General features: G+C 73.7%; 16 protein-coding genes. 10 read left to right on the forward strand and 6 right to left on the reverse strand.

The window, feature by feature from the left end; translation table 11 throughout:
- Position 1: 1 nt before the first annotated feature.
- Together ACFY7C_RS30500 and ACFY7C_RS30505 are read right to left on the reverse strand one after the other, a co-directional pair.
- A complete protein-coding gene (locus tag ACFY7C_RS30500; protein ID WP_389656514.1) occupies positions 2-1,336 on the reverse strand; it encodes an ABC transporter substrate-binding protein in 1,335 nt (444 codons plus the stop codon).
- Positions 1,337-1,446: 110 nt separating this feature from the next.
- Entirely contained in the window at positions 1,447-2,556 is a 1,110-nt protein-coding gene (locus tag ACFY7C_RS30505) for a substrate-binding domain-containing protein (protein ID WP_389656517.1), read from the reverse strand.
- A 174-nt stretch (positions 2,557-2,730) separates the two neighbouring features.
- On the opposite strand from ACFY7C_RS30505, the gene ACFY7C_RS30510 reads away from it, so the two are divergent.
- Positions 2,731-4,728, forward strand: a complete 1,998-nt coding sequence (locus ACFY7C_RS30510; protein WP_389656520.1) for a DUF2264 domain-containing protein — start codon at positions 2,731-2,733, stop codon at positions 4,726-4,728.
- A gap of 386 nt (positions 4,729-5,114) precedes the next feature.
- Here the strand turns inward: ACFY7C_RS30510 and ACFY7C_RS30515 are convergent, their stop codons facing one another.
- Positions 5,115-5,888, reverse strand: coding sequence for an SDR family NAD(P)-dependent oxidoreductase (locus ACFY7C_RS30515; protein ID WP_389656523.1), 774 nt, complete (start codon positions 5,886-5,888; stop codon positions 5,115-5,117).
- Positions 5,889-5,975: 87 nt separating this feature from the next.
- On the reverse strand, positions 5,976-6,641 hold the full coding sequence (locus ACFY7C_RS30520; RefSeq protein ID WP_389656526.1) for an MOSC domain-containing protein: 666 nt from the start codon (positions 6,639-6,641) through the stop codon (positions 5,976-5,978).
- Between the two features lie 90 nt (positions 6,642-6,731).
- On the opposite strand from ACFY7C_RS30520, the gene ACFY7C_RS30525 reads away from it, so the two are divergent.
- Positions 6,732-7,643, forward strand: coding sequence for a LysR family transcriptional regulator (locus ACFY7C_RS30525; RefSeq protein ID WP_389656529.1), 912 nt, complete (start codon positions 6,732-6,734; stop codon positions 7,641-7,643).
- A 421-nt stretch (positions 7,644-8,064) separates the two neighbouring features.
- Here ACFY7C_RS30525 and ACFY7C_RS30530 read toward each other — a convergent pair whose 3' ends face one another.
- On the reverse strand, positions 8,065-8,439 hold the full coding sequence (locus ACFY7C_RS30530; protein WP_389656532.1) for a WhiB family transcriptional regulator: 375 nt from the start codon (positions 8,437-8,439) through the stop codon (positions 8,065-8,067).
- 475 nt (positions 8,440-8,914) lie between these two features.
- Here ACFY7C_RS30530 and ACFY7C_RS30535 point away from each other — a divergent pair, with 475 nt between their 5' ends.
- The 4 genes from ACFY7C_RS30535 to ACFY7C_RS30550 all read left to right on the forward strand — a co-directional run bounded on the left by ACFY7C_RS30535 (position 8,915) and on the right by ACFY7C_RS30550 (position 13,319).
- Positions 8,915-9,526 carry a response regulator transcription factor gene (locus ACFY7C_RS30535; RefSeq protein WP_003948568.1) on the forward strand — a complete coding sequence of 204 codons (612 nt, stop codon included), beginning with the start codon at positions 8,915-8,917 and terminating at the stop codon, positions 9,524-9,526.
- A 246-nt stretch (positions 9,527-9,772) separates the two neighbouring features.
- Positions 9,773-10,375 carry a sigma-70 family RNA polymerase sigma factor gene (locus tag ACFY7C_RS30540; RefSeq protein WP_356691012.1) on the forward strand — a complete coding sequence of 201 codons (603 nt, stop codon included), beginning with the start codon at positions 9,773-9,775 and terminating at the stop codon, positions 10,373-10,375.
- 203 nt (positions 10,376-10,578) lie between these two features.
- Entirely contained in the window at positions 10,579-12,078 is a 1,500-nt protein-coding gene (gene guaB, locus ACFY7C_RS30545; RefSeq protein ID WP_389656535.1) for an IMP dehydrogenase, read from the forward strand.
- Positions 12,079-12,194: 116 nt separating this feature from the next.
- The gene (locus ACFY7C_RS30550; RefSeq protein ID WP_309054002.1) at positions 12,195-13,319 is read left to right on the forward strand and encodes a GuaB3 family IMP dehydrogenase-related protein; all 1,125 of its coding nucleotides are present in this window, start codon (positions 12,195-12,197) and stop codon (positions 13,317-13,319) included.
- 78 nt (positions 13,320-13,397) lie between these two features.
- On the opposite strand, the gene ACFY7C_RS30555 is transcribed toward ACFY7C_RS30550, so the two are convergent.
- Positions 13,398-14,660, reverse strand: a complete 1,263-nt coding sequence (locus tag ACFY7C_RS30555; RefSeq protein ID WP_389656538.1) for a nucleotide sugar dehydrogenase — start codon at positions 14,658-14,660, stop codon at positions 13,398-13,400.
- Positions 14,661-14,962: 302 nt separating this feature from the next.
- Between ACFY7C_RS30555 and ACFY7C_RS30560 the strand changes: the two genes are divergently transcribed.
- From ACFY7C_RS30560 to ACFY7C_RS30575, 4 genes are all read left to right on the forward strand, one after another.
- On the forward strand, positions 14,963-16,669 hold the full coding sequence (locus tag ACFY7C_RS30560; protein ID WP_389656541.1) for a glycerol-3-phosphate dehydrogenase/oxidase: 1,707 nt from the start codon (positions 14,963-14,965) through the stop codon (positions 16,667-16,669).
- A gap of 164 nt (positions 16,670-16,833) precedes the next feature.
- Positions 16,834-19,407 (forward strand): protein kinase, encoded by a 2,574-nt coding sequence (locus ACFY7C_RS30565; RefSeq protein ID WP_389656544.1) that lies wholly within the window; start codon positions 16,834-16,836, stop codon positions 19,405-19,407.
- 74 nt (positions 19,408-19,481) lie between these two features.
- Positions 19,482-22,505: a protein kinase gene (locus ACFY7C_RS30570; protein WP_389656547.1), complete on the forward strand. Its 3,024-nt coding sequence runs from the start codon at positions 19,482-19,484 to the stop codon at positions 22,503-22,505.
- 192 nt (positions 22,506-22,697) lie between these two features.
- Positions 22,698-24,428, forward strand: coding sequence for a serine/threonine-protein kinase (locus ACFY7C_RS30575; protein ID WP_389656550.1), 1,731 nt, complete (start codon positions 22,698-22,700; stop codon positions 24,426-24,428).
- Positions 24,429-24,436 lie beyond the last annotated feature (8 nt).

Raw genomic sequence — 24,436 nt, forward strand, 5'->3', positions numbered from 1 at the left:
GTCAGCCCTCGACCTTCAGACCGCGCTTGGTGAGCTCGGCGACGGTCGCGTCGTGGCCGGCCCTGATGGCGTCGGTGATGCCGGGGCCGCCCTTGGCGATCTTGCCGAAGTGGTCCTTGATGGTGGTGTTGGTGGTGCCGGTGGTCGGCCCCCAGGCCCAGTTGGCGTCGATGGAGGCGCCGGCCTGCTCGAACAGGGCGTAGATGTCCTGGCCGCCGTAGTAGCTCGCGTCGAAGACCCGCTTGGCGACCGGGCGCAGGGCGGTGGCGGCGGGGAAGGCGCTGGAGGTGCCGGAGGCGATGCGGGCCTTCACCCCGGCCTCGGTGGTGGACATCCACTCGGCGAACTCGACCGCGGCGGCCTTCTTGCCGCTGTCCTTGGTGACGGCGAAGGAGGTGCCGCCGAGCATGCCGCTGGCGGGGCTTCCCCAGTTCGGCATGGGGGCGACGGCCCACTTGCCGCTCTGCTCGGGCAGGGTGCCCTTGAGGACGCCCGCGCCCCAGGAGGCGCCGAGGTAGCCGATGGTGGTGCCGTTCTTGAGGGAGCCGGTCCACTCGGGGCTGAAGGAGGCGTTCTTGTGGACGAGGTCGGCGTCGAGGAGGCCCTGCCAGTAGCCGGCGACCTTGGTGGTGGCCGGGTCGGTGGTGTCGATCTTCCAGGTGTCGTTCTCGGCCTTGAACCACTGGGCGCCGGCCTGCCAGGCCATGGCCTCGAAGGTGGTCGGGTCGTCGGGGAAGAAGGTGGCGATACGGGTCCTGGCGTCGGCCTTCTTCACCTTCTCGGCCGCCGACCGGAACTCGTCCCAGGTCTTGGGGACGGTGACCCCGTACTTCGCGAAGAGGTCCTTGCGGTAGTAGAAGGCCTGCGGGGCGGCGTCGAAGGGGACCGCCCAGCTCTTGCCGCCGAGGGTGGTCAGCTCCACCGCCTGGGGCAGCAGCTTGGCGCGGTCCTGCTCGGTGAACTCGCCGCCGATGTCCTGGAGGGCGCCGGAGGCGACGAACTCGGGCAGCGAGGCGTATTCGATGGACACCAGGTCGGGGGCGTTTCCGGCCTTCACGGCGTTGGAGATCTTGGCGTAGCCGCCGGCGGTGCCGGAGGGGATCTCCTCGAACTTCACCCGGATGTTCTTGTGGGAGGCGTTGAAGGCGTCGACCACGTCCTTCGAGCCCTTGGCCCAGCCCCAGAAGGTGATGGTCACGGGCTGGTCCGCGGTGCCCTTGCCGGTGGCTCCGGCGGTGTCGTCACCGCCGCCGCAGGCCGTGAGGACGGCGAGGGCGGTGGCGACGCCGGCTATGACGCGGGTGGTTCTGCTCCTGCTGCTCCAACTACGGCTCACGGCACGGCTCCTGTACGGCGGCGTGGACGGGGTTGGCCGTGATCCTGAGCCGCTTCGTGAGCGAAGTCAAGAGCGAAAGATTGATTGATCGAAAAAAGATCAGAACGGGATCACGGGGTCCGCGCCCCGCACGAGGCCCGCACCCGCAGCCGGGGCAGCAGGCTCAGGTGGCGCCGCGCGGGCTCGTCCTCACCGGCCCCCGCCGTCGCGGCGCCCTGCTCGACCAGCCGCTCCACCAGCAGTTCCGTGGCGTGCCGGCCCACCTGGCGCTTCGGCGGGGCGACCGCCGTCAGCGGGATGTCGGCGAGCGCCGCGACCTCGTCGTCGTACGCGATGAGGGCCAGGTCCTCCGGCACCCGCACCCCCAGCTCGGCGAGCCGCTGCACGATCTGGATCGCGTCCACGTCGTTGTGGACCAGGGCCGCGCTCGCGCGCCCCGCGACCACCGCCTCGTGCAGCGCCCGCACCGCCCGCTCGAAGCCCTCCGGGTCGCTCTCCGCCGGTACGGAGTCGATGACCGCCCGCGGCTCCTTCAGGCCCAGCGCGGCCAGTGCCTCGGCGTACCCGGCGCGCACCGCGAGCGCCGTCGGGCTGTCCCCGCGCGCCACCAGGAGCGGGGTCGCGTGGCCGAGCCCGATCAGGTGGCGCAGCGCGAGCAGCACCCCGTGCGCGTGGTCCGACGACACCCGGTCGAGGCCGTCGAGCGGGGTGCCCGGGTCGGCCCTGCGCTCCAGGAGCACGGCCGGCACCGGCAGTTCGGCCAGCCAGTCCCCGTACCCGAGCCGGTCCTCCGGGCCCCGCCAGCCGGGCGCCACGAGCACGCCCTCGGCGCCCGCCGCGATCAGGCCCTCGGTGCGGGCCCGGTCCTCCTCGGGGCGGTAGTCGGAGATCCGCAGGACCAGCCGGGCGCCGGCCTTGGCCGCGGCCTCGTGCGCACCCCGGATGACCTCGGCGAAGTAGTACGTGGCGGAGGGCGCGAGCAGTCCCAGCACCAGGCCGCCCGGCCCGCCCCCGGGAGCGGGCGCGCCCTGGCCGCGGGGCCAGGAGACCTGGCCGTGCACCCGGTCGAGCAGCCCCCGGGTGGCCAGCGCCTCGACGTCCCGGCGGGCGGTGACGGGGGAGACCCCGAGCAGGCCGGCCAGGTCGGAGACGCGGGCCGTGCCGCGCTCGCGCACCAGGGCCAGCAGTCGGTCGTGTCGTTCGGCAGCACTCTCGCGCACGGCGCGGTTCCCCCTTGCGGTGACGGTGGTCTCCCGACCTTAGACCAGGCCGGGCGGCTGAATGATCGAATGGCGGAAGTTTCGATCATTCGCTCCGCTTCCTCTTGACGTTCGATCGAAGCGTCTTCAGGATTCCGGGCGGAGCCATGGGAACCCGGGCCCAGGGAGGACATCATGCCCACGCCACCCGAGGACCGTGAGCCCGAGGAGCAGCGGACGCGGGGCCGTGAGCCCGAGGACCGTGAGCTCAGCCCGTACACCGGATGGACCCGGGCCCACTGGGAGCGCACGGCCGACCGGCTCCTCCTCGCCGTCCGCCCCCACGCCTCACCCCGTAAGGGACTGATCGGCCTCCCCGGGCCGCGCCCCAGCTGGTCCGGCGTCCGCTCCGACGCCCTGGAGGGCTACGCCCGGACCTTCCTGCTCGCCGCGCTGCGGGCCGCCCACGGCGACGACCCGCACGGCCACCTCGACCGCTACGCCGAAGGGCTCGCCGCCGGCACGGAGCGGCCCGGCGGCGCCGGCCCCGAGGACTGGCCCCGCACGACCGACACCCGCCAGGCGGTCGTCGAGTCCGCCTCGGTCGCCCTCGCCCTGCGCCTGACCCGCACCCGCCTGTGGGACCGGCTCGACGACCGCGTCCGGCAGCGGGCCGTCGACTGGCTGCTGCCCGCCCTCGCCCCGTCCCCCGTGGACAACAACTGGTGGCTCTTCGGCCTCACCGTCGCCGGTTTCCTCCAGGACGCCGGCATCGAGACCGACCGCGCCGCCGCCACCGTCGAACGCTCCCTCGACCGCGTGGAGCAGTGGTACCTCGGCGACGGCTGGTACAGCGACGGCGACAACCGCGCCTTCGACCACTACAACGCCTGGGCCCTGCACTTCTACCCGGTCCTCCACGCCCACCTCGCCGGCGACCGTGACCTCCTCGACCGGTACGGCCCCCGCCTGCGCGCCCAGCTCGACGACCACGTCCACCTCTTCGACGGCAACGGCGCCCCCGTCCCGTACGGGCGCTCCCTGACCTACCGCTTCGCCGCCGCCGCGGCCCCCTGGCTCGGCGCCCTCACCGGGCACACCCCGCTCACCCCCGGCGCCACCCGCCGGCTCGCCTCAGGAACCCTGCGGTACTTCCTCGACCGCGGCGCCACCGACGCGACCGGGCTGCTCACCCTCGGCTGGCACGGCCCCTACGAGCCGGTCGTCCAGAGCTACTCCGGTCCCGGCTCCCCCTACTGGGCGGCCAAGGGCTTCCTCGGTCTGCTGCTGCCCGCCGACCACTCCGTGTGGACCGCCACCGAGGAGCCCCTGCCCGCCGAACGCGCCGACACCGCAAGGGCCCTCGGCCCCACCGGACTGCTCGTCCAGACCACCGCCGCCGACGGACTCGTCCGCCTCCACAACCACGGCAGCAACCACGTCGGCAGCGCCGAACAGGGCGAGGACGACCCCGGCTACGCCCGGCAGGCCTACTCCACCCGTACGGGACCCACCACCGCCCCCGACCCGGCCGACAACCACTTCGCGCTGCTCAGGCCCGACGGCACCGCCACCACCCGGGGCCCCGCCACCCCGCTCGGCACCGGACCCGGCCGGGCCGCCTCCGCCCACCGCCCGCTGCCCGGCGTCCGCGTCCTGTCCGCCACCCTCGTCCACGGCCGCGCCGAGCTCCGCGCCCATCTCGTCCTCGGCGCCCCGGAGGGGACCCCCGTACGGCAGACCGGCTGGGCCACGCACGCCGACGGACCCGTCTCCCAGCTCCACCCCGTGCACGGCTACGAGTCCGCAACCACCGAACTGCCCACCGGCGCCACGCTCCAGGGCCCCGGCCCCACCCGTACCCCGGCGGTGCACGGCACCACGAGCGGACCCGAGGCCCTCTTCGTGGCCCTCGTCTCGCTCACCGCCGAACCCGGCCCCGCCACCGTGTCCGACCTGGCGCGGGTCCACGTCACCGGTCCCCGCACCCTGGAGGTGACCTGGCAGGACGGCACCACCGCACGCCTCGCCCTCTACGAGGGCCCCGGCGCGGACCGGCCGCCGAACCGACCGCCGCGCCGGGTCACCGCGGCGACCAGGGCGGCGACGGCGAAGGTCGCCGCCGCCGTCCCCACCATGACCATGCCCACACCGATCACGAAGAGACCGCTGCCGTCGTCCGACCAGTCGTAGAAGGCGGCGGCCGTCAGCCCCACCGTGGCACCGAGCACGGCACCCGGGACATGACGCCGGTACGCCGCCCACGACACCGGCGCCAGCAGGGTCAGGACCAGTCCGACGACCTGCCACACCTCGTACGGGCCGCTCACCGAGCCGTCCGGATGCACGTCACGATGCCGGTCCCAGCCCAGCCACGCGGCCCAGGCCGCGACCGACACGAGAGTCGTCGCCAGGAGCGGAACGAGTTTCAGGGGCTTGTGATCCATGAGCCGAGGGTCCCGGTCCGCCCGCCCGGCGGGCAGAGCGTCCGTACTCATGTCCGACTGAGTACGGCAGGCCCGCGCCCAGGGGCCGCCGGACGCAAGGGCCGCCGGGGCCCGAGGGCCGCCGCGGCGCGCCTACTTCGGCCCGTACTTGCGGCCCGCCCGGGAGGAGACCCCGCCCAGCAGACCGCGCGGGGCCAGCTTCACCACACCCATCAGCGCCTTGTAACGGGGATCGGGGACGGACAGCGTCCGCCCCCGGGACAGATCGGCGAGCGCCGCGGACACCAGCTTGTCCGCGTCCAGCCACATCCAGCCCGGGATGTTGTCCGTCCCCATCCCCGCCCGCTGGTGGAACTCCGTCCGCACGAACCCGGGGCACAGCGCCATCAGCCGCACCCCGCTCCCCGCGAGGTCCCGCGCCGCGCCCTGGGTGAACTGCACGACCCACGCCTTCGACGCCCCGTAGGTGCCGCGCGGCACGAACGCGGCCACCGAGGCGACGTTCACCACCCCGCCCCGGCCCCGCGACCGCATCGAGTCCGCCGCCGCCGAGGTCAGCCGCAGCACCGCCTCGCAGTGCACCTTCAGCATCTTCAGCTCGTCGGCCATGGACACCTCGAGGAACCGGCCCTTGTTGCCGAACCCCGCGTTGTTCACCAGGAGATCGACCGGCCGCCTGGGGTCGGAGAGCCGCGCCTCCACGGCCGCGATCCCCGCCTCCTCCGACAGGTCGGCGGCGAGCACCTCCGCCTCGATCCCGTGCCGGTCGTGCAGTTCGGTCGCCTGCTCCCGCAGGCGCTTCACGTCGCGCGCCACCAGCACGACATCGTGTCCGTCCGCGGCGAGCCGCCGTGCGAAGGCGGCGCCGATGCCCGCGGTCGCGCCCGTAATCAGTGCAGTCGTCATGGGCGCACGTTAACCCGCGGTGTGTGAACGCCGTGTGTGGGAAATCCGGCGGCCCGGCCCCGGCCGGCTCCGCCCCTCCGCGGCGCGCTACCGCCCGTACTTCTCCGTGTAGGCGCGCGCGAGGTCGAGCAGTCCGGACTCCATCCACTCCGCCGCCACCAGCGTCCCCGGCAGCAGCGTGCGGTCGGTCGTCGCCGCCTGGTGCAGGCGGGCGACCGTGACGTCGTGGGACGGCCGGTGGACGACCTCGATGGGGTCGCCGGCCCGTATCTCGCCGGGGGCGATCACGCGGAGCATCGCGCCGGGCCCGGCCGCGGACGCGTTGAAGCGACGGACCCAGCCGCTCTCCTCGACGAAGCCGGCGAACGTACGGCACGGGATGCGGCCGCCGGTCACCTCCAGGACGACCTCGTCGCCGATCCGCCAGCGCTCGCCGACCAGGGCGCCGTTGACGTCGAGGCCGCGGGTCGTGAGGTTCTCGCCGAACGAGCCGGGGGCGAGGGCGCGGCCGAGCTCCTGCTCCCACCGGTCCAGGTCCTCGCGGGCGAAGGCGTAGGCGGCGCGGTCGGCGCCGCCGTGGAAGCGGAGGTCGCACACGGCGTCCCCGGCGACGCCGCTCGCGCCCTCGGGGCCCGGCGCCGCGATCCGCACCGGTCCCTCGACCGGGCGCTTGTCGATGCCCGTCCGGCCCGAGGGGGCGTTGGTGTACTCCACGGCCTCGGCCCGGCCCACGTTCACGCTCAGCAGTTCCATGGAGGCACCCTAACCAGGGCTTTTCCTCAGCTCCTCAAAGTTCTCCGATGGAATTCGCCCCGACATCCAAGATGCGCTTATGCTCGAAGAATGATCGAGGCCCGCCACCTCCGCGTCCTGCGCGCCGTCGCCGCCACCGGCTCCTTCTCCGCCGCCGCGCGCGAACTCGGCTGCACCCAGCCCGCGGTGAGCCAGCAGATGAAAGCGCTCGAAACCTCCGCCGGCACCCCGCTCCTCGTCCGCACCGGGCGCGAGATGCGGCTCACCCAGGCCGGCGAGGCCCTGGTCCGGCACGCCGCCGGCATCCTCGCCGGGCTCACGGCCGCCGAGGAGGAGGTCGCCGCCATCGCGGGCCTGCGGGCCGGCCGGGTCCGGCTGGTGTCCTTCCCCAGCGGCAGCTCCACCCTCGTCCCCACCGCCCTGGCCGCCCTGCGCGCCGCCCACCCCGGGACCCGGGTGTCCCTGGTGGAGGCCGAGCCGCCGCGTTCGGTGGAGATGCTCCGCGAGGGCGACTGCGACGTGGCGCTCGCCTTCCGCTACGGGGTGGGGCCGGACAGCTGGGACGACCTGGTGGTCCGCCCGCTGCTCGCCGACCGGCTCGTGGGGCTCGTCCCGGAGGGGCACCGGCTCGCCGGCGCCGAGTCGGTCACCATCGGCGAACTGGCCGAGGACCCGTGGATCGCGGGCTGCCCGCGCTGTCGCCGCCAGCTGGTGGACGTCTGCGAGCGGGCCGGCTTCACCCCCCGGATCGACTTCGCCACCGACGACTATCCGGCCGTGGTGGGCCTGGTGGGCGCGGGCCTGGGCGTCGCCGTCCTGCCGCAGCTGGCCATCGAGTCCGTTCGGCCGAAGGGAGCCGTCACCGTGACGGTGGAACCCGCCGTGGAGCGGGAGATCGTGGCGCTGACCCTTCCGGACCTGGCCCAGGTCCCGGCCGTCGCGGCCACCCTGGACGAGCTCGTCCGCGCCGCGGGGCGCGCCCGGACCGCGCGGCCGGCCTGACCGGCGGGACACGCCCCCGCGGCGTTCGGGTGACGCCGGGACGCCGCCGTGCGGGTGGTCCGCCCACCGGCCGTACGGGTGGACTTCCGTTCCCGTACGGCCCAGTGGCCTGCGCCGTACGGGTGGACGGCGCGGGGCCGTTCGCGTGAGGGTGTGCGGGCCGTCGGAGTGAGCGGCCCACGTCCGTCCGGGTGACGGCCCCGCCGCCGTGCGGGCGACGAGTGCGCGGCCGGACGGGCCCGTACCGGTGACCCGGGGTCGGGCCGTCCGGGTGGCGGTCGTACGGGATCGGCCCGCCGGCCGGGTGAGGGGCGTACGGGGTCAGTCCGCCGGGCCGGGTGGGGGTCGGTCCGGTGTGTCGTCCCGTCAGGTTCCGGGTGAGCGGCTCGTATTCCCCCGAATCAGGGGCAGAAACGTTCCTTCATGCGTGGGCCACGCCTGCCGAGCTCGCGGCCGAGGCCCGTGTCGCGGCCCCGGAGGCCGTCGCGGCGGTCGCCGCCGTCGTGGTGACCAGGCGGTTGCGCGCCCGGCCCATGAGCTCCTCGCGTTCGTCCTCGGTGAGGCCGCCCCAGACGCCGTAGGGCTCCCGTACGGCGAGCGCGTGCGCCGCGCACTCCGCGCGCACCGGGCACCGCATGCAGACCTCTTTAGCCGAGTTCTCGCGCGCACTCCGTGCCGCGCCGCGCTCTCCCTCGGGGTGGAAGAACAGGGAGCTGTCGACCCCTCGGCAGGCGGCGAGGAGCTGCCAGTCCCACAGATCGGCGTTGGGTCCGGGAAGGCGGGAGAAATCTGCCATTGCGCTTGTCCCCTTGAAACCGTGTCGAACGGATAGGTGGGCGGGTGGATGGCTGCGGGTTGATGGCTTGCGGAGGGGGTCGATGCGCCCCTCCGTGGGTCTCGGGTACCCGCTCCCGCGAGTTCGATCCGACCGTACAACTACTGACTGAGTAGATGTAAATATGACTCATTGCGAATCTAGCCACAGACACCGCGAAAAGGGAAGAAAACCCGCTAAATGGGGCATAGCTTCGGGGCGAAGGACGGATGACCTGCGACGCTCTCCTCCGCGTACGGTCCCTTACGTAGAGTGCCGAAGGCGGCCGTCCGACCCGTAACTCTTTCGAGTGACCATCGTTGAGAGTGCGGAGGCGGTTGAAGGAACAAGCGCTCGGGCAGGTGTCCGAGGGCGTCAACCGCACAGGTGACGATTCGTACCAGCCCTGGAGGCTCAAGGTGACGCGCATCAGCTGCGAGGGCCGCGGAGGTCAGGCATGACATCCGTGCTCGTCTGCGACGACTCCCCGCTTGCCCGAGAGGCGCTCCGCCGCGCGGTCGCGACCGTGCCCGGCGTCGAGCGCGTGACCACCGCGGCCAACGGCGAGGAAGTACTCCGCCGCTGGGGCGCCGACCGCTCGGACCTGATCCTGATGGACGTGCGCATGCCCGGCCTGGGCGGCGTGGAGACCGTCCGCCGACTGCTCTCGGCGGATCCGGGCGCCCGCATCATCATGCTCACCGTCGCCGAGGACCTGGACGGCGTCGCGCTCGCGGTCGCCGCCGGTGCCCGTGGCTATCTGCACAAGGACGCCTCGCGCGCCGAGCTGCGGGCCACCGTCACCCAGGCGCTCGCCGACCCGACCTGGAGGCTCGCCCCGCGCCGGCTGCGCTCGGCCGAGATGGGCGCCGCCCCCACCCTCACCGCCCGTGAGATCCAGGTCCTCGAGGGCATGAGCCACGGCCGGTCCAACGCGGAGATCGGGCGCGAGCTCTTCCTCTCCGAGGACACGGTCAAGACCCACGCACGCCGTCTCTTCAAGAAGCTGGGTGCCTCCGATCGGGCGCACGCCGTCGCCCTCGGATTCCGCTGGGGCCTGGTCCGCTGACCTGCGGCCTTCGGCCGCATCCCCGTCCGCCACGGGGCGGACGGGGTGGGCTTGTGTCACTTCCCCGCGGAATGCCGCATCCTTGAAGGCGTGGAGTTCCTCGGGGACGAGACGAACGAGCGAGCCGGAATCGAGCGGAAGGGGAGGGCGCAGGAGATGAGTCCCGGCGCACCTGCTCATAACGCTTCGGTGCACAACTACGGACGCGGTGCCGCGGACGAGCGGGCGTCGAGGCACCATGGAGCGATGCGCGACGACGAGACCGTGGGGTCACCCGTGCCCGCCGGGCCGGGGGAGATCGGTGCACTCGTTCACCGTGCCGTCGAGGGGGACGCGCAGGCCACGCACGACCTCCTCGCGCGCGTGCACCCGCTCGCCCTGCGCTATTGCCGTACGCGACTGAACCGGCTGCCCGGTGACGCCCGCCACTTCGTGGAGGACCTCGCCCAGGAGGTCTGCGTCGCCGTCCTCATGGCGCTGCCGCGCTACCGGGACACCGGCAGGCCCTTCGAGGCCTTCGTCTTCGCCATCGCCGGCCACAAGGTCGCCGACCTCCAGCGGGCCGCCATGCGGCACCCGGGATCGACGGCCGTGCCCTCCGACGAGATGCCCGAGCGTCCCGACGACTCGCTCGGCCCCGAGGAGCGCGCGCTGCTCAGCGACGACGCCGAATGGGCCAAGAAGCTGCTCGCCAACCTCCCGGAGAACCAGCGGGAGCTGCTCGTGCTGCGGGTGGCCGTCGGACTGACCGCCGAGGAGACCGGCCAGATGCTCGGCATGTCCCCGGGAGCGGTGCGGGTGGCACAGCACCGCGCGCTGAGCCGGCTGCGGGCACTGGCCGAGCAGTAGGCGTCGACCCGGGAGGCGCAGGCCGAGGAGTGGGCGTCGGCCGGGAGACGCTGCCGAGTAGTAAGGGTTGTGCGGGGCGACTGTCCCTCACGTACACGTACGAACGTCCAAAGCTTCCCGGTGATCTTGGTCGTGGAATGAGACACCGTCGCGGCCCGTTAGCATGGACATCCGCACCGATCAAGGCCATTGGGGAAGGTGTCATGACCAACGTCGACGGAGTGCCCGAGAAATTCGCGACACTCGGGCTTACCTACGACGATGTGCTGCTGCTGCCGGGCGCCTCCGAGGTGCTTCCCAACGCGGTCGACACCTCGTCCCGTATCTCCCGCAACGTACGGGTCAACATCCCGCTGCTCTCGGCGGCGATGGACAAGGTGACCGAATCCCGTATGGCGATCGCGATGGCCCGTCTCGGCGGCGTCGGCGTGCTGCACCGCAACCTCTCCGTCGAGGACCAGGTCAACCAGGTCGACCTGGTCAAGCGCTCCGAGTCCGGCATGGTCACGGACCCGATCACGGTGCACCCGGAGGCGACCCTCGCCGAGGCGGACGCGCTGTGCGCCAAGTTCCGCATCAGCGGCGTCCCGGTCACCAACCCGGCCGGCAAGCTGCTCGGCATCGTGACCAACCGCGACATGGCCTTCGAGACCGACCGCAGCCGTCAGGTCCGCGAGGTCATGACGCCGATGCCGCTGGTCACCGGCAAGGTCGGCATCTCCGGCGTCGACGCCATGGAGCTGCTGCGCCGCCACAAGATCGAGAAGCTGCCGCTGGTCGACGACGAGGGCGTGCTCAAGGGCCTCATCACCGTCAAGGACTTCGTCAAGGCGGAGAAGTACCCGAACGCCGCCAAGGACGCCGAGGGCCGACTGCTCGTCGGTGCCGCCGTCGGAGCCAGCCCGGAGGCCCTGGAGCGCGCCCAGGCGCTCGCCGCGGTCGGCGTGGACTTCCTGATCGTCGACACCTCGCACGGCCACAACAGCAACGCCCTCGGCTGGATGGCGAAGATCAAGTCGAGCGTGAACGTCGATGTGATCGGCGGCAACGTCGCCACGCGTGACGGCGCGCAGGCCATGATCGACGCCGGTGTCGACGGCATCAAGGTCGGCGTCGGCCCGGGCTCCATCTGCACCACCCGTGTGGTCGCCGGCATCGGCGTCCCGCAGGTCACCGCCATCTACGAGGCCTCCCTCGCGGCCCGCGCCGCCGGCGTCCCGCTGATCGGCGACGGCGGCCTGCAGTACTCCGGCGACATCGGCAAGGCGCTGGCCGCCGGCGCCGACACCGTGATGCTCGGCAGCCTCCTCGCCGGCTGCGAGGAGTCGCCCGGCGAGCTGATGTTCATCAACGGCAAGCAGTTCAAGTCGTACCGCGGCATGGGCTCGCTCGGCGCCATGCAGTCCCGCGGCCAGGGCAAGTCCTACTCGAAGGACCGCTACTTCCAGGCCGACATCACCTCCGACGACAAGCTCGTGCCCGAGGGCATCGAGGGCCAGGTGCCCTACCGCGGCCCGCTCTCCTCCGTGGTGCACCAGCTCGTCGGCGGTCTGCGCCAGACCATGGGCTACGTGGGCGCCGCCACCATCGAGGAGATGGAGTCCAAGGGCCGGTTCGTCCGGATCACCTCGGCGGGTCTCAAGGAGAGCCACCCGCACGACATCCAGATGACCGTCGAGGCGCCGAACTACAGCCGGAAGTAGCTTCCGGTCACGCAGCGCGACCCGTGGGGGCGGTTCCGGCATGTGGCCGGAGCCGCCCCTTCGGCGTGGGTCGGGGATACTGGTAGGCGCAGACACAGAGGGAAAGGCCACACAACGTGACTGAGATCGAGATCGGGCGCGGCAAGCGCGGCCGCAGGGCGTACGCGTTCGACGACATCGCCGTCGTACCGAGCCGGCGCACCCGGGACCCGAAGGAGGTCTCGATCGCCTGGCAGATCGACGCCTACCGCTTCGAGCTGCCCTTCCTGGCCGCCCCCATGGACTCCGTCGTCTCGCCGCAGACCGCCATCCGGATCGGCGAGCTGGGCGGCCTCGGCGTGCTGAACCTCGAGGGCCTGTGGACCCGCTACGAGGACCCGCAGCCGCTGCTCGACGAGATCGCCGAGCTCGACGAGGCCACCGCGACCCGCCGTCTGCAGGAGATCTACGCCGCTCCGATCAAGGAGGAGCTGATCGGGCAGCGCATCAAGGAGGTGCGCGACTCGGGTGTGGTCACCGCCGCCGCGCTCTCCCCGCAGCGGACCGCGCAGTTCTCCAAGGCCGTGGTCGACGCCGGCGTGGACATCTTCGTCATCCGCGGCACGACCGTCTCCGCCGAGCACGTCTCCGGCGCGGCCGAGCCGCTGAACCTCAAGCAGTTCATCTACGAGCTCGACGTCCCGGTCATCGTCGGCGGCTGCGCCACCTACACCGCGGCCCTGCACCTGATGCGCACCGGCGCCGCGGGTGTCCTGGTCGGCTTCGGCGGCGGCGCCGCGCACACCACGCGCAACGTGCTCGGCATCCAGGTCCCGATGGCCACCGCGGTCGCCGACGTGGCCGCGGCCCGCCGCGACTACATGGACGAGTCCGGCGGCCGTTACGTGCACGTCATCGCCGACGGCGGCGTCGGCTGGTCCGGCGACCTGCCGAAGGCGATCGCCTGCGGCGCCGACGCGGTGATGATCGGCTCCCCGCTGGCCCGTGCCACGGACGCGCCCGGCAAGGGCCACCACTGGGGCATGGAGGCCGTCCACGAGGACGTGCCGCGCGGCAAGCTCGTCGACCTCGGCATCGTCGGCACCACCGAGGAGATCCTCGCCGGCCCGTCGCACACCCCCGACGGCTCGATGAACTTCTTCGGCGCCCTGCGCCGCGCGATGGCCACCACGGGCTACAGCGAGCTCAAGGAGTTCCAGCGCGTCGAGGTCACGGTCGCCGACGCGCAGCACAAGCGCTGACCGTGACGATGCGGCGCTGACCGTACGGATGTGATGGAGGGGCCCCGCGCCGGGTGGTGCGGGGCCCCTCCGCCGTCCTCAGAGGCGGTGGGCGGCTCCGGCCGGGGTGGCGCCGCGGGTGTCGAGGAGGAGCTGGGCCTTCACCGAGAGGCCCTGGAGGTCGTAGGTGCGGTGGTGCTGGAGCAGGATCGTCAGATCGGCCTGGGCGGCGGCCTCGTAGAGGGAGTCGGCCCGGGGCACGGGCAGGTCGCGGACGCGCCAGTCGGGGACGTACGGGTCGTGGAAGCTGACCTGGGCGCCCAGGTCCATCAGCCGGCGGGCGATCTCGTCGGCGGGTGAGCCCTGGCGGTCGGCGAGGTCGGGCTTGTAGGTGATGCCGAGCAGCAGGACCCGGGCGCCGCGGGCGGACTTGCCGTGCTCGTTGAGGAGCGTGGCGCTGCGCTGGACCACGTACTGCGGCATGCGCTCGTTGACCTGGCCGGCGAGTTCCACCAGCCGCAGGGGGCGGTGGCCGCCCAGCCGGTCGACGGGCACGCCGTGGCCGCCGACGCCGGGTCCGGGGCGGAAGGCCTGGAAGCCGAAGGGCTTGGTCTCGGCGCAGCGGATGACGTCCCAGAGGTCGACGCCGATCTCGTGGCAGAGCACCGCCATCTCGTTGACGAGGGCGATGTTGACGTGCCGGAAGTTGGTCTCCAGGAGCTGGACCGTCTCGGCCTCGCGCGGTCCGCGCGCGCGGACCACCTTGTCGGTGAGGCGTCCGTAGAAGGCGGCGGCGGACTCGGTGCAGGCGGAGGTAAGCCCGCCGATCACCTTGGGCGTTCCGGCGAGGCCGTGGGCGCCGCGGACGCCGCCGTGCGCCCGGCGGACGGGGTCGAGGCGGCCGGGGGAGTAGGCGAGGTGGAAGTCGCGTCCGGCGCGCAGTCCCGAGCCGCTCTCGAGGAGGTCGCGCAGCGGTCCCTCGGTGGTGCCCGGCGGTACCGGGGACTCCAGGAGGACGGTGGTGTGGGGGCGCAGTCGCGCGGCGAGGGCGCGGGCGGCGTCGGTGACGGCGGTGAGGTCGAGGGCGCCGTCCGCTCCCGCCGGTGTGGGCGCGCAGATGACGGCCGTGCGGACGCGCCCGAGCTCGGCGGGATCGAGGGCGGGCCGGAAGCCGGCGGAGAGCATCCGGCGGATCTCGGCGGCGGTGAGGGAGCCGTCGACGGGGGGACGTCCGGCGGCGAGCTCGGCGACGGGGCGGGGATCGGTGTCGTAGCCGACGGTGGCGATGCCGGCGGCGGTGGCTGCCTGGGCGAGCGGGAGTCCGTGGTGGCCGAGGCCGATGACGGCGAGATCAGCGGGCATGGGGGTGGGCCGTCCTTCCCAGTAGCCGGAGGGGACGTGGTGCGCAAGCCCTGTGGACCGAAGGGGGCTTACGCAATGTCAGACTAAGCGTAAATATGACCGATATGCGGCATTGCGGGGTCGAAGGTCGCCGAGTGTTATCCACAGGCTGGGGTCGGGGCGGTGGCTGAAGTCGGAGGGGCGGGACAGAATCAGGACTGTGAGCCGGACCACACGCGTCGGGCGGTCGGCGGTCCCGGCCGCGTACGGGGGCGGGTGCGCCGGCCGTGCCGACACACGGGGGACGACGGGAGGCAGCAGCCGTGAGGACAGCGACACTGGGACCCGCCGAGCGCGCCGAGGCGCTCGCGGCGATGGCCGAGCGCGAACTGGACGTACTGGTCGTCGGCGCGGGAGTCGTCGGCGCGGGCACTGCCCTCGACTCCGTCACCAGAGGCCTCTCCACCGGTCTCGTCGAGGCCCGTGACTGGGCGTCCGGCACCTCCAGCCGGTCGAGCAAGCTGATCCACGGCGGTCTGCGCTATCTGGAGATGCTCGACTTCGCGCTCGTCCGTGAGGCCCTCAAGGAGCGCGGCCTGCTCCTCGAACGGCTCGCTCCCCACCTGGTCAGGCCCGTCCCCTTCCTCTATCCCCTCCGGCACAAGGGCTGGGAGCGGCTGTACGCGGGCTCCGGCGTCGCTCTGTACGACGGGATGTCGGTCTCCTCGGGCCACGGACGCGGCCTGCCGGTGCACCGCCACCTCAGCCGCCGTCGCGCCCTGCGCGTCGCCCCCTGCCTCAGGAAGGACGCCCTCGTCGGCGCCCTGCAGTACTACGACGCCCAGATGGACGACGCCCGCTTCGTCACCACCCTCGTCCGCACCGCCGCGAGCTACGGGGCGCAGGTCGCCAGCCGGGCCCGGGTCGTCGGCTTCCTGCGCGAGGGCGAACGGGTGGTCGGCGCCCGCGTCCAGGACGTCGAGACCGGCGGGGAGTACGAGATCAGGGCCCGTCAGATCGTCAACGCCACCGGCGTGTGGACCGACGACACCCAGGCACTCATCGGAGAGCGCGGCCAGTTCCACGTCCGCGCCTCCAAGGGCATCCACCTGGTCGTGCCCAAGGACCGCATCCACTCCACCACCGGCCTCATCCTGCGCACCGAGAAGTCCGTCCTCTTCGTCATCCCCTGGGGCCGCCACTGGATCATCGGCACCACCGACACCGAATGGGACCTCGACAAGGCCCACCCGGCCGCCTCCAGCGCCGACATCGACTATCTCCTGGAGCACGTGAACGGCGTCCTCGCGACCCCGCTCACGCGCGACGACGTCCAGGGCGTCTACGCGGGCCTGCGTCCCCTGCTCGCCGGTGAGTCCGACGCCACCAGCAAGCTCTCCCGCGAGCACACCGTCGCCCACCCGGTGCCCGGCCTGGTCGTCGTCGCCGGCGGCAAGTACACGACCTACCGGGTCATGGCCAAGGACGCCGTCGACGAGGCCGTCCACGCCCTCGACAAGCGGGTCGCCGCCTGCGTCACCGAGGACACCCCGCTCCTCGGCGCCGAGGGCTACAAGGCCCTGTGGAACGCCCGCGCCGGAATCGCCGCCCGCACCGGCCTCCACGTGGCCCGGGTCGAGCATCTGCTCAACCGCTACGGCTCCCTGACGGAGGAGCTGCTCGACCTCGTCGCCGCCGACCCGTCGCTCGGCGCGCCCCTGCCGGCCGCCGAGGACTATCTGCGGGCCGAGATCGTCTACGCCGCCTCCCACGAGGGCGCGCGCCACCTGGACGACGTCCTCACCCGGCGCACCCGCATCTCCATCGAGACCTTCGACCGGGGCGTGCTCAGCGCCCGCGAGTGCGCCGAACTCATGGCTCCGGTCCTCGGCTGGGACGCCGGCCAGATCGACAAGGAGGTCGAGCACTACGAGAAGCGCGTCGAGGCGGAACGCGAGTCCCAGCGCCAGCCCGACGACCTGACGGCGGACGCGGCACGGCTGGGAGCGCCGGACATCGTGCCGATCTGACAGGGTGGGGGCACCCTTCACGGGTGGGAAAGGTGCTCGGAGTGCGGACCCGGGGGAGGCAGTGGTCCCGGAGTGAGGGACAATGAGCTCTCTTCCAGGGCGGGTTGCCGCATTGCGCGGGAGCTCCGGACGCGGGCGACAAACAGGGATCGCAGAGGGGACGCATGTCGGAGGCGGAGCAGTCGCGGGACACGGGGCAGGACCCCCGGCGGGACGCCGCCGCGGGCGCCGCCACCGACGGCGACCGGGGCGCGGTTCCGGCCGCGCGCGCGGAGCGGGACAAGAAGCCGGTGGACTCGGCGGATTCGGCGGATTCGGCGGTGCCGAAGACACCGGAGACGCCGAAGGTACCGAGAGCGGCGAAGTCGCCGGAGGCCGAGCGGCCGGCCAGTGGGACGGACGTGCCGTCGACCTCACCGGTGGGCGATGCCGGCCCCTCGCCGGAGGCGGGTCGTGCGCCGGCCGGCGGGCGGGACGCCACCGCGGCGCCGGAGCCTGCCGGTGGCGGGGCCGACGCCCTCGCCAAGCAGGAGGCCGTGTCGCCGCGGAGCACGCGGGACACCGGTCAGGGCGCTCAGGACAAGACTCCTGACACCCCGACCACGGCGGTCCTGGCGAAGGGCCGGACCCCTGGCGCGGGTGCGGCCGGGCGGGGCCGGGACACGGAGTCGGAGGGTCCGTCGACCACGGTCCTGGGCAAGGACCGGACCGGTGGCGCGGGTGCGGCCGGGCGGGGCGTTCAGGACCAGGTGCCCGGGGCCGCGAAGGGCGCGGGCAAGGCCGCCGGCGGCAGCGGGTCGACCGACGGGGCCGCGCCGGCCGCGGGCTTCGGCGCCGTCGCGACCGGAACGGGCGCCCCGACCGGCCGCGCTGACACCCCGTCCGCCCAGGGACGGCTGCTCGCCGGGCGCTACCGCCTCGGCGTGGTGCTCGGCCGCGGCGGCATGGGCACGGTGTGGCGCGCGGTCGACGAGACGCTGGGCCGGACCGTCGCCGTCAAGGAGCTCCGCTTCCCCAACAGCATCGACGACGACGAGAAGCGACGCCTCATCACCCGGACCCTCCGCGAGGCCAAGGCCATCGCCCGGATCCGCAACAACGGCGCCGTGACCGTCTACGACGTGGTCGACGAGGACGACCGCCCGTGGATCGTCATGGAGCTCATCGAGGGCAAGTCGCTGGCCGACGCCGTCCGCGAGGACGGCACGCTCACCCCGCGCCGCGCCGCCGAGGTCGGCCTCGCCATCCTCGACGTGCTGCGCTCCGCGCACCGCGAGGGCATCCTCCACCGCGACGTGAAGCCGTCCAACGTGCTGATCGCCGAGGACGGCCGGGTCGTCCTCACCGACTTCGGCATCGCCCAGGTCGAGGGCGACCCCTCGATCACCTCCACCGGCATGCTCGTCGGCGCCCCCTCGTACATCTCGCCCGAGCGGGCCCGCGGCCACAAGCCCGGCCCGGCCGCCGACCTCTGGTCGCTCGGCGGACTCCTGTACGCCGCCGTCGAGGGCAGCCCGCCCTACGACAAGGGCTCGGCCATCGCCACGCTCACCGCCGTGATGACCGAGCCGGTCGACCCGCCGAAGAACGCCGGACCGGAGCTGGAGAAGGTCATCTACGGCCTCCTCGCCAAGGACCCCGACCAGCGGCTCGACGACGCGGGCGCGCGGGTGCTGCTGCGCGCGGTCCTCGACGCGCCGGAGGCACCGCCGGAGCCCTCGCCCGAGGCGACGAGGGTCGTCCCGCTGCCCCCGCTCCCCGAGCGTCCGCCTGCCTCCGGCAAGGAGGAGAAGCCCGCCCGCGAGAAGGCCGGCGAGGCGACCGCCGAGCGGCTCCGGGGCGCCCTGAAGTCCGTGCGCAACGCCGCCGCCGCGGCGACCTCGAGAAGCGAGACCGACCGCAGGCCCGGTGCCGGGACACCGGACCGGCCCGGGCAGGCCCGTGCCTCGCTCACCGATGTCGTCCCGCGCCGCACCCTGGTGATCATCGCGGCGGTCGTGGTCATCGCCCTGCTCGGCACGATCCTGTACGTCGCCCTCGGCGGCGGCAACGAGGGCACCGACCAGGGCAAGGGCGGCAGCTCCGGCGGCACCACGGCCTCGGCCGGCGCCAGTTCCGGCGGCACCGACGGCCGGACCGACGACGGCACCGACAAGACCCCGAGCGACCCCGCCCAGCAGGGCAGCGGCGGCACACCGGCCGCCAACAGCGGCGGCCAGAGCGGCACCACGCCCTCCGGCACGCCCGGCGGCGACCAGGCCGGCGGCGGCCCCCAGCTGCCGCCCGGCTATGTGATGGTGACCAACGACCGCTTCCACTTCCGGATGGCGATGCCCGCCTCCTTCAAGCTCGCCGCGATAGCGGGCCAGAACTCGGGCGGCATCTTCCACGCCGGCGGCAGCGGGTTCCCGCGCGTCCAGGTCGACTTCAACGACAGCCCGAAGGACGACGCGGCCGCCGCCTGGCGCGCCGCCATGACCGCGGTCGCCATGTCGAGCAACGGCTACAAGCACATCGGCATCCGCCCGGTCGCCTACAAGGGCTATCCGACCGTCGCCGACTGGGAGTTCGAGCGCACCCAGAACGGCATGCGCGTCCGGGTGCTCAACCGGGGCTTCAAGGTCGACGCCGACCACGGCTATTCGATCATGGTCAGCTGCCGGGCCGACGCATGGGACGCGGCGGAGTGCAAGACGCTCCGCGAGACCGCGTTCGCCACGTTCAGCCCCAAGGACTGACGGGCGCACGTATCGTGAGAGGCCCCGTCCGCGAGGACGGGGCACGGGGGACGGCAGGCGCGTGGGGAGGCGTCGTGGACGACTACGCGGGAAGGGTGCTGGCGGACCGCTATCGGCTGCCCCTGCCCCCGGCGGACGCGTACGACCACGTCGAGACGCGCGCCTTCGACACCTACAGCGGCCAGGAAGTGCGGATCCGTCAGGTTCCGCTGCCCGAGGTCGTCGACGCCGAACTCCTCGACGACGAGCCGTACGCGGCTCCCGGGCGCGCCACCCGCAGACCGGCCGAGCCGACGGTCCGCCGCGCCGTCGAAGCCGCCCAGGCCGCCGCGCGGATCCCCGACCACCCGCGCCTCGACCAGGTCTTCGACGTGTTCGCCGAGGCCGGTTCGCTGTGGATAGTGAGCGAGTTCGTCGCGGCCACGCCGCTCTCCGAGATCCTCGCCGAGGGGCCCCTGACCCCCTACCGGGCCGCCGAGATCGGCGCCGAACTGCTCACCGCCCTGCGCACCCTGCACGCGCACGGCTGGACCCACCGGAACGTCACCGCGCGCACCGTCCTGGTCTGCGACGACGGCCGCGTCGTCCTCACCGGCCTCGCGGCCGGCGCCGCCGAGGAGGCCCTCTGCGGCTACGCCCCGGTGCCGAGCGAGGAGGAGTCCCCGTACGGGGTGCCGGGGATCGACCAGGAGGTCTACGAGACCGAGGCGTACGAGGAGTCCGCGGGGCACGGGGAGTACGAGGAGTCCGCAGAGCACGAGGCGTACGAAGCGTACGAAGCGTACGAGGAGCACGAGGAGTACGCCGAGGGCGAGGGGTACGAGGAGGCCGAGCCGTACGGCGCGGAGATCCACGAGCTGGAACCCTACGAGCCCGCCCCCTACGAGCCCGCGCCCCACGAATCCACCCCCTACGAGCCCGAGGCGTACGCGCCGGAGCCCTACGGCCGGGGTGCTATCGCGCCGCGAGGTGACGCGTCGATGAGGCGGGTGCCCGCGTCCCGGGCGCCCGCGCGCCACGAGGCCCACGTCGACGAGTCGCGCTCCGAGGAGGACGAGCCGGGCGAGGACGAGACGGACGGTCCCGCCTCGACGTACGGCTCCGGGTACGGGCCCGACGGAGGCACCCCGTACGGCGGCGGCCGGCCCGAGCTGTCCGCCGCGCCGGTCGTGCCCACCCCCGCCGTGCCGCCCGTCGCGGACGTGCGGGCCGCCCGCGCCGGGGCCATCGCCGCCTATCGGGCAGGTGCCCGCGCCGCCGCCCGGATCGGTGAGACCGGCGCCCTCCCGGCCCCCCGCCCCGCCCTGCCCGCCGAGCCCGGGGAGCCCGCCGAGCCCGCGCCGCCGTCGGGCGGCCCGCCCACGCCTCCCGAGCCCCAGTGGTGGTCCCGGGTGGGCGACGAGGACGACGCCGACGACCTCGACGACGAGGACGACGACGAGAACGGGACGGGCGGCCCCTACGGGACGCCGCCGCGCGCCTACCTCGCCGGCACCTGGAGCGACGGCCCGCACGCCGCCCGCGACGGCGGGCGTTCCGTCCCGGCGGGCGGCGGCGGGAGCACCGGCCCGGCCCTACCCGCGCTCCCCGCCGGATACCGGGCGGCGAGCCGCGAACCGCTGCCCGCGACCGCAGCCCCGACCGGCACCGGCTCAGGCTCGGGATCGGGCTCCGGTGACGCGTATCGGGGGCCGGTGACGCGGCTCGCCGCCGAGCGGGCCCGCCAGACCCGGATCGCGGTCGTCGGCGCCGTCACCGAGCGCTGGGCGCCCGAGCAGGCGGGCCCGGTCCACGAGCACTGGCGGCTGGCCCCGCCCATCGGCCCCGCCACCGACCTGTGGGCGCTGGGCGCGCTGCTCTACCGGGCCGTCCAGGGCCACGCCCCGTACCCCGAGGACAACGCCGCCGAGCTGGTCCAGCTGGTCTGCGCCGAGCCGCCCGCGTTCGCCGAGGAGTGCGGCCCGCTGCGGCCGATCGTGGAGTCGCTGCTGCGTCAGGACCCCACCGAGCGCCCCGACGTCGAGGAGCTGAGCGGCTGGCTGCGTTCCCTGGTGCGTTCGGCGCCCGAGCCGGAGGCCGGGATCGGTGTCGTACCGCTGCCGTCCCCGGACGCCACCCGGCTGCCCATCGTGCGCCGCCGCGGCGAGCTGGTGCGGCGCCGTCGCGGCGGAGCCTCGGGCGGCCGCCACCGCCAGGGACGAGCCGGCAAGGCGCGCGACCGCCGTGACCCGCGCGCCCTCCGCGCCCCGCGCGCCCCGCGGGAACCGTCGTACGCGGCGCCCACGGCGTACGGGACGCACACGGCGTACGCCGACACCCCGGACGTGCACGAGGAGATCCCGCAGCGCGCCCCGCGAGCGCCCCGCGCTCCCGGGCGCACCTCGGGCTCCCCGCGCGCCCTGGGGTGCATGTTGCTGCTGCTCATCCTGTTGCTGCTCGGCGGGGCGATCGCCTACGCCGTGTGGTTCCTGCCCAAGGAAGGCGAGGAGGGCGAGGGGGGCGGCGGCAAGGCCGTGCCGCCGGTGACGTCCGGTGCTCCGGCGACGAGCTCCGCCCCGCCCGCCGGCGAGGGGCCCTCGTCCCGGCCCACCACGCAGCAGCCGGCCAATACCCCGCCCGCGGCGGACCCTTCGGCGCCCGCGCTCCCGGCCGGTTACGTGCTCCGCAAGGACCCGGAGGGCTTCCAGGTCGGCGTGCCGCGCGACTGGCGGCGCAGCCCGATCAACGACGCCGGTCAGGTGCGGTACACGGGCGGCGACTTCACGCTGATCGTCGTCCCCGGCCGGGACACCGTGCAGGCGAACGGCGCCGACCCCATGGCGTACCAGCGCAGCAGGGAGCGGGAACTCCAGCCCTGGCGGGACTCGTCCTGGTCCAGCGCCTCCGGCCTGCGCCGGATCGACGTGGGCCGACAGGCGATGGCCGTGGGCCAGTTCACCTGGCAGGACAGCACCGGACGCGAGGTGTTCGTCCGCAACCTGGCGCTGATCGAGGGCGGTCGCTACCACGTCGTCCTGGTCATCGGCCCGGAGGACGAGCGGGACAAGGTCTCCGAGGTCTACGACCAGGCGGTGAAGGCGTACCGGGTGACCCGCTGACCCGGCGTGCCGTCCGGTCCGCCGCGCCTTCGCCGGCCCCGTCCGGCGTCCCGGTCCGCCGCGCTCTCGCCGACCCGTGGCGCGGCCCCGAACCGGCGGCCGGTCACAGGTTGTTCCCAAAGCGCGCCCCGAGGTTCCGTGGGCCGTGCCCCCCTCCGTAACCTTGCCTCCGAAGCAAACAGGCGGGGGCACGTGGAACATTCTGAGAGCACCGGCACCGGGCTGCTGCTCGCCGGGCGTTACCGGCTGGGCGAGTCCATCGGGCGCGGCGGCATGGGCAAGGTCTGGCGCGCCCACGACGAGGTGCTGCACCGGGTGGTGGCCGTCAAGGAGTTGACGGCGGGACGGTTCGTGGCCGAGGCCGACCGGCTGGTCCTGCACGCCCGGACGCAGAAGGAGGCCCGCGCGGCGGCGCGGATCACCCATCCCGGCGTGGTCACGGTGCACGACGTGCTGGAGCACGACGACCGTCCGTGGATCGTCATGCAGTACGTGGACGGGCCCTCGCTCGCGGACGCGGCGAAGGAGTCCGGTTCCGGCACGATCGAGTCGCGCGAGGCGGCCCGGATCGGTCTGCACGTCCTCGGCGCCCTGCGCGCGGCGCACGCCGCCGGGGTGCTGCACCGGGACGTGAAGCCCGGCAACGTCCTGCTCGCCCGCGACGGGCGGGTCCTCATCACCGACTTCGGGATCGCCGCCATCGAGGGCGACTCCTCGATCACCCGCACCGGCGAACTCGTCGGCTCCATCGACTATCTGGCGCCCGAGCGGGTGCGCGGCGGGGACCCGGGCCCGGCGTCGGACCTGTGGTCGCTCGGCGCCACCCTGTACACGGCGGTGGAGGGCGGCTCGCCGTTCCGTCGCGGCTCGCCGATCAGCACCATGCAGGCGGTGGTCACCGAGGAACCGCCGTTTCCCGAGAAGGCCGGCGCGCTCGCCCCGGTCATCGTCGCGCTGCTGCGCAAGGACCCGGACCAGCGCCCGCGCGCGGACGAGGCCGAGCGGATGCTGCTCGACGCGATGGAGGGGCGGACGCCGCAGGCCGCACAGGCGTACGTGCCGACGCGGCGGGTGGGTCCCGAGGAGCTGACCGCCGCCGCCTCGTCGGTGACGACGCCGCTGCCCCGACCGCACGACGACCCGGCGGCCCCCGCCACCCGCCCGGCCGCCGCCACCACCGACGGCCCGGCGGATCCGGCGTCCCCGGCGGCGTCCGCCGCCGGCACCACCGCCCCCGGCGGCCGTCCCGCACAGACTCCGGCCCCGGCCCCCGCACAGGGCCGTGGTCGCTGGCGCGCCGCGGTGCTCGCGGCCGTGGTCGCGGGGCTCCTCGCGGGCGGGGCGGTGTTCGCCGCCATGACCCACATGGGCGGCGACAAGGGCGACCGGGGTGGCGCGGACCCGTCCACCACCCAGGGCGCGGGCAAGGATCCGGCCGTGGACCCGGCCAAGGGCGGCATCCCGGCCGGCTGGCACCGGGTCGAGGACCCGGAGGGCTTCAGCCTGGTCGTACCGGACGGCTGGAAGCGCCAGGCGGACGGCGACCAGATCGACTACACGCCCGACAACGGCCGCCACCGCATCCGGATCAGCATCGACCCCTCGCCCGACTTCGAGAACCCGTACATGCACATGCTCGACCTCGAGAAGATCGTGAAGAAGCGGGCCCGGTACGAGCGGATCCGGCTGACCCAGAACACCTTCCGCGATCAGGTCAATTCCTGCGTCTGGGAGTTCACCTGGATCGAGAAGCAGACCTTCCCGGGGCCACGCCACGCGATCGACCAGGTGTACTACGGCGACGACGGCACCGAGTACGCCCTGTACATGGCCTCGCCGGAGGAGAGCTGGGAGCGCACGCGTGAGCAGTTCGACATCGTGAAGAAGTACTGGAGGGCTCCCGGAGACACCGTAAGTCCCTGATCAGGGCT

Source organism: Streptomyces sp. NPDC012769 (genome assembly GCF_042901205.1).
In the GTDB taxonomy this organism is placed as follows: domain Bacteria; phylum Actinomycetota; class Actinomycetes; order Streptomycetales; family Streptomycetaceae; genus Streptomyces.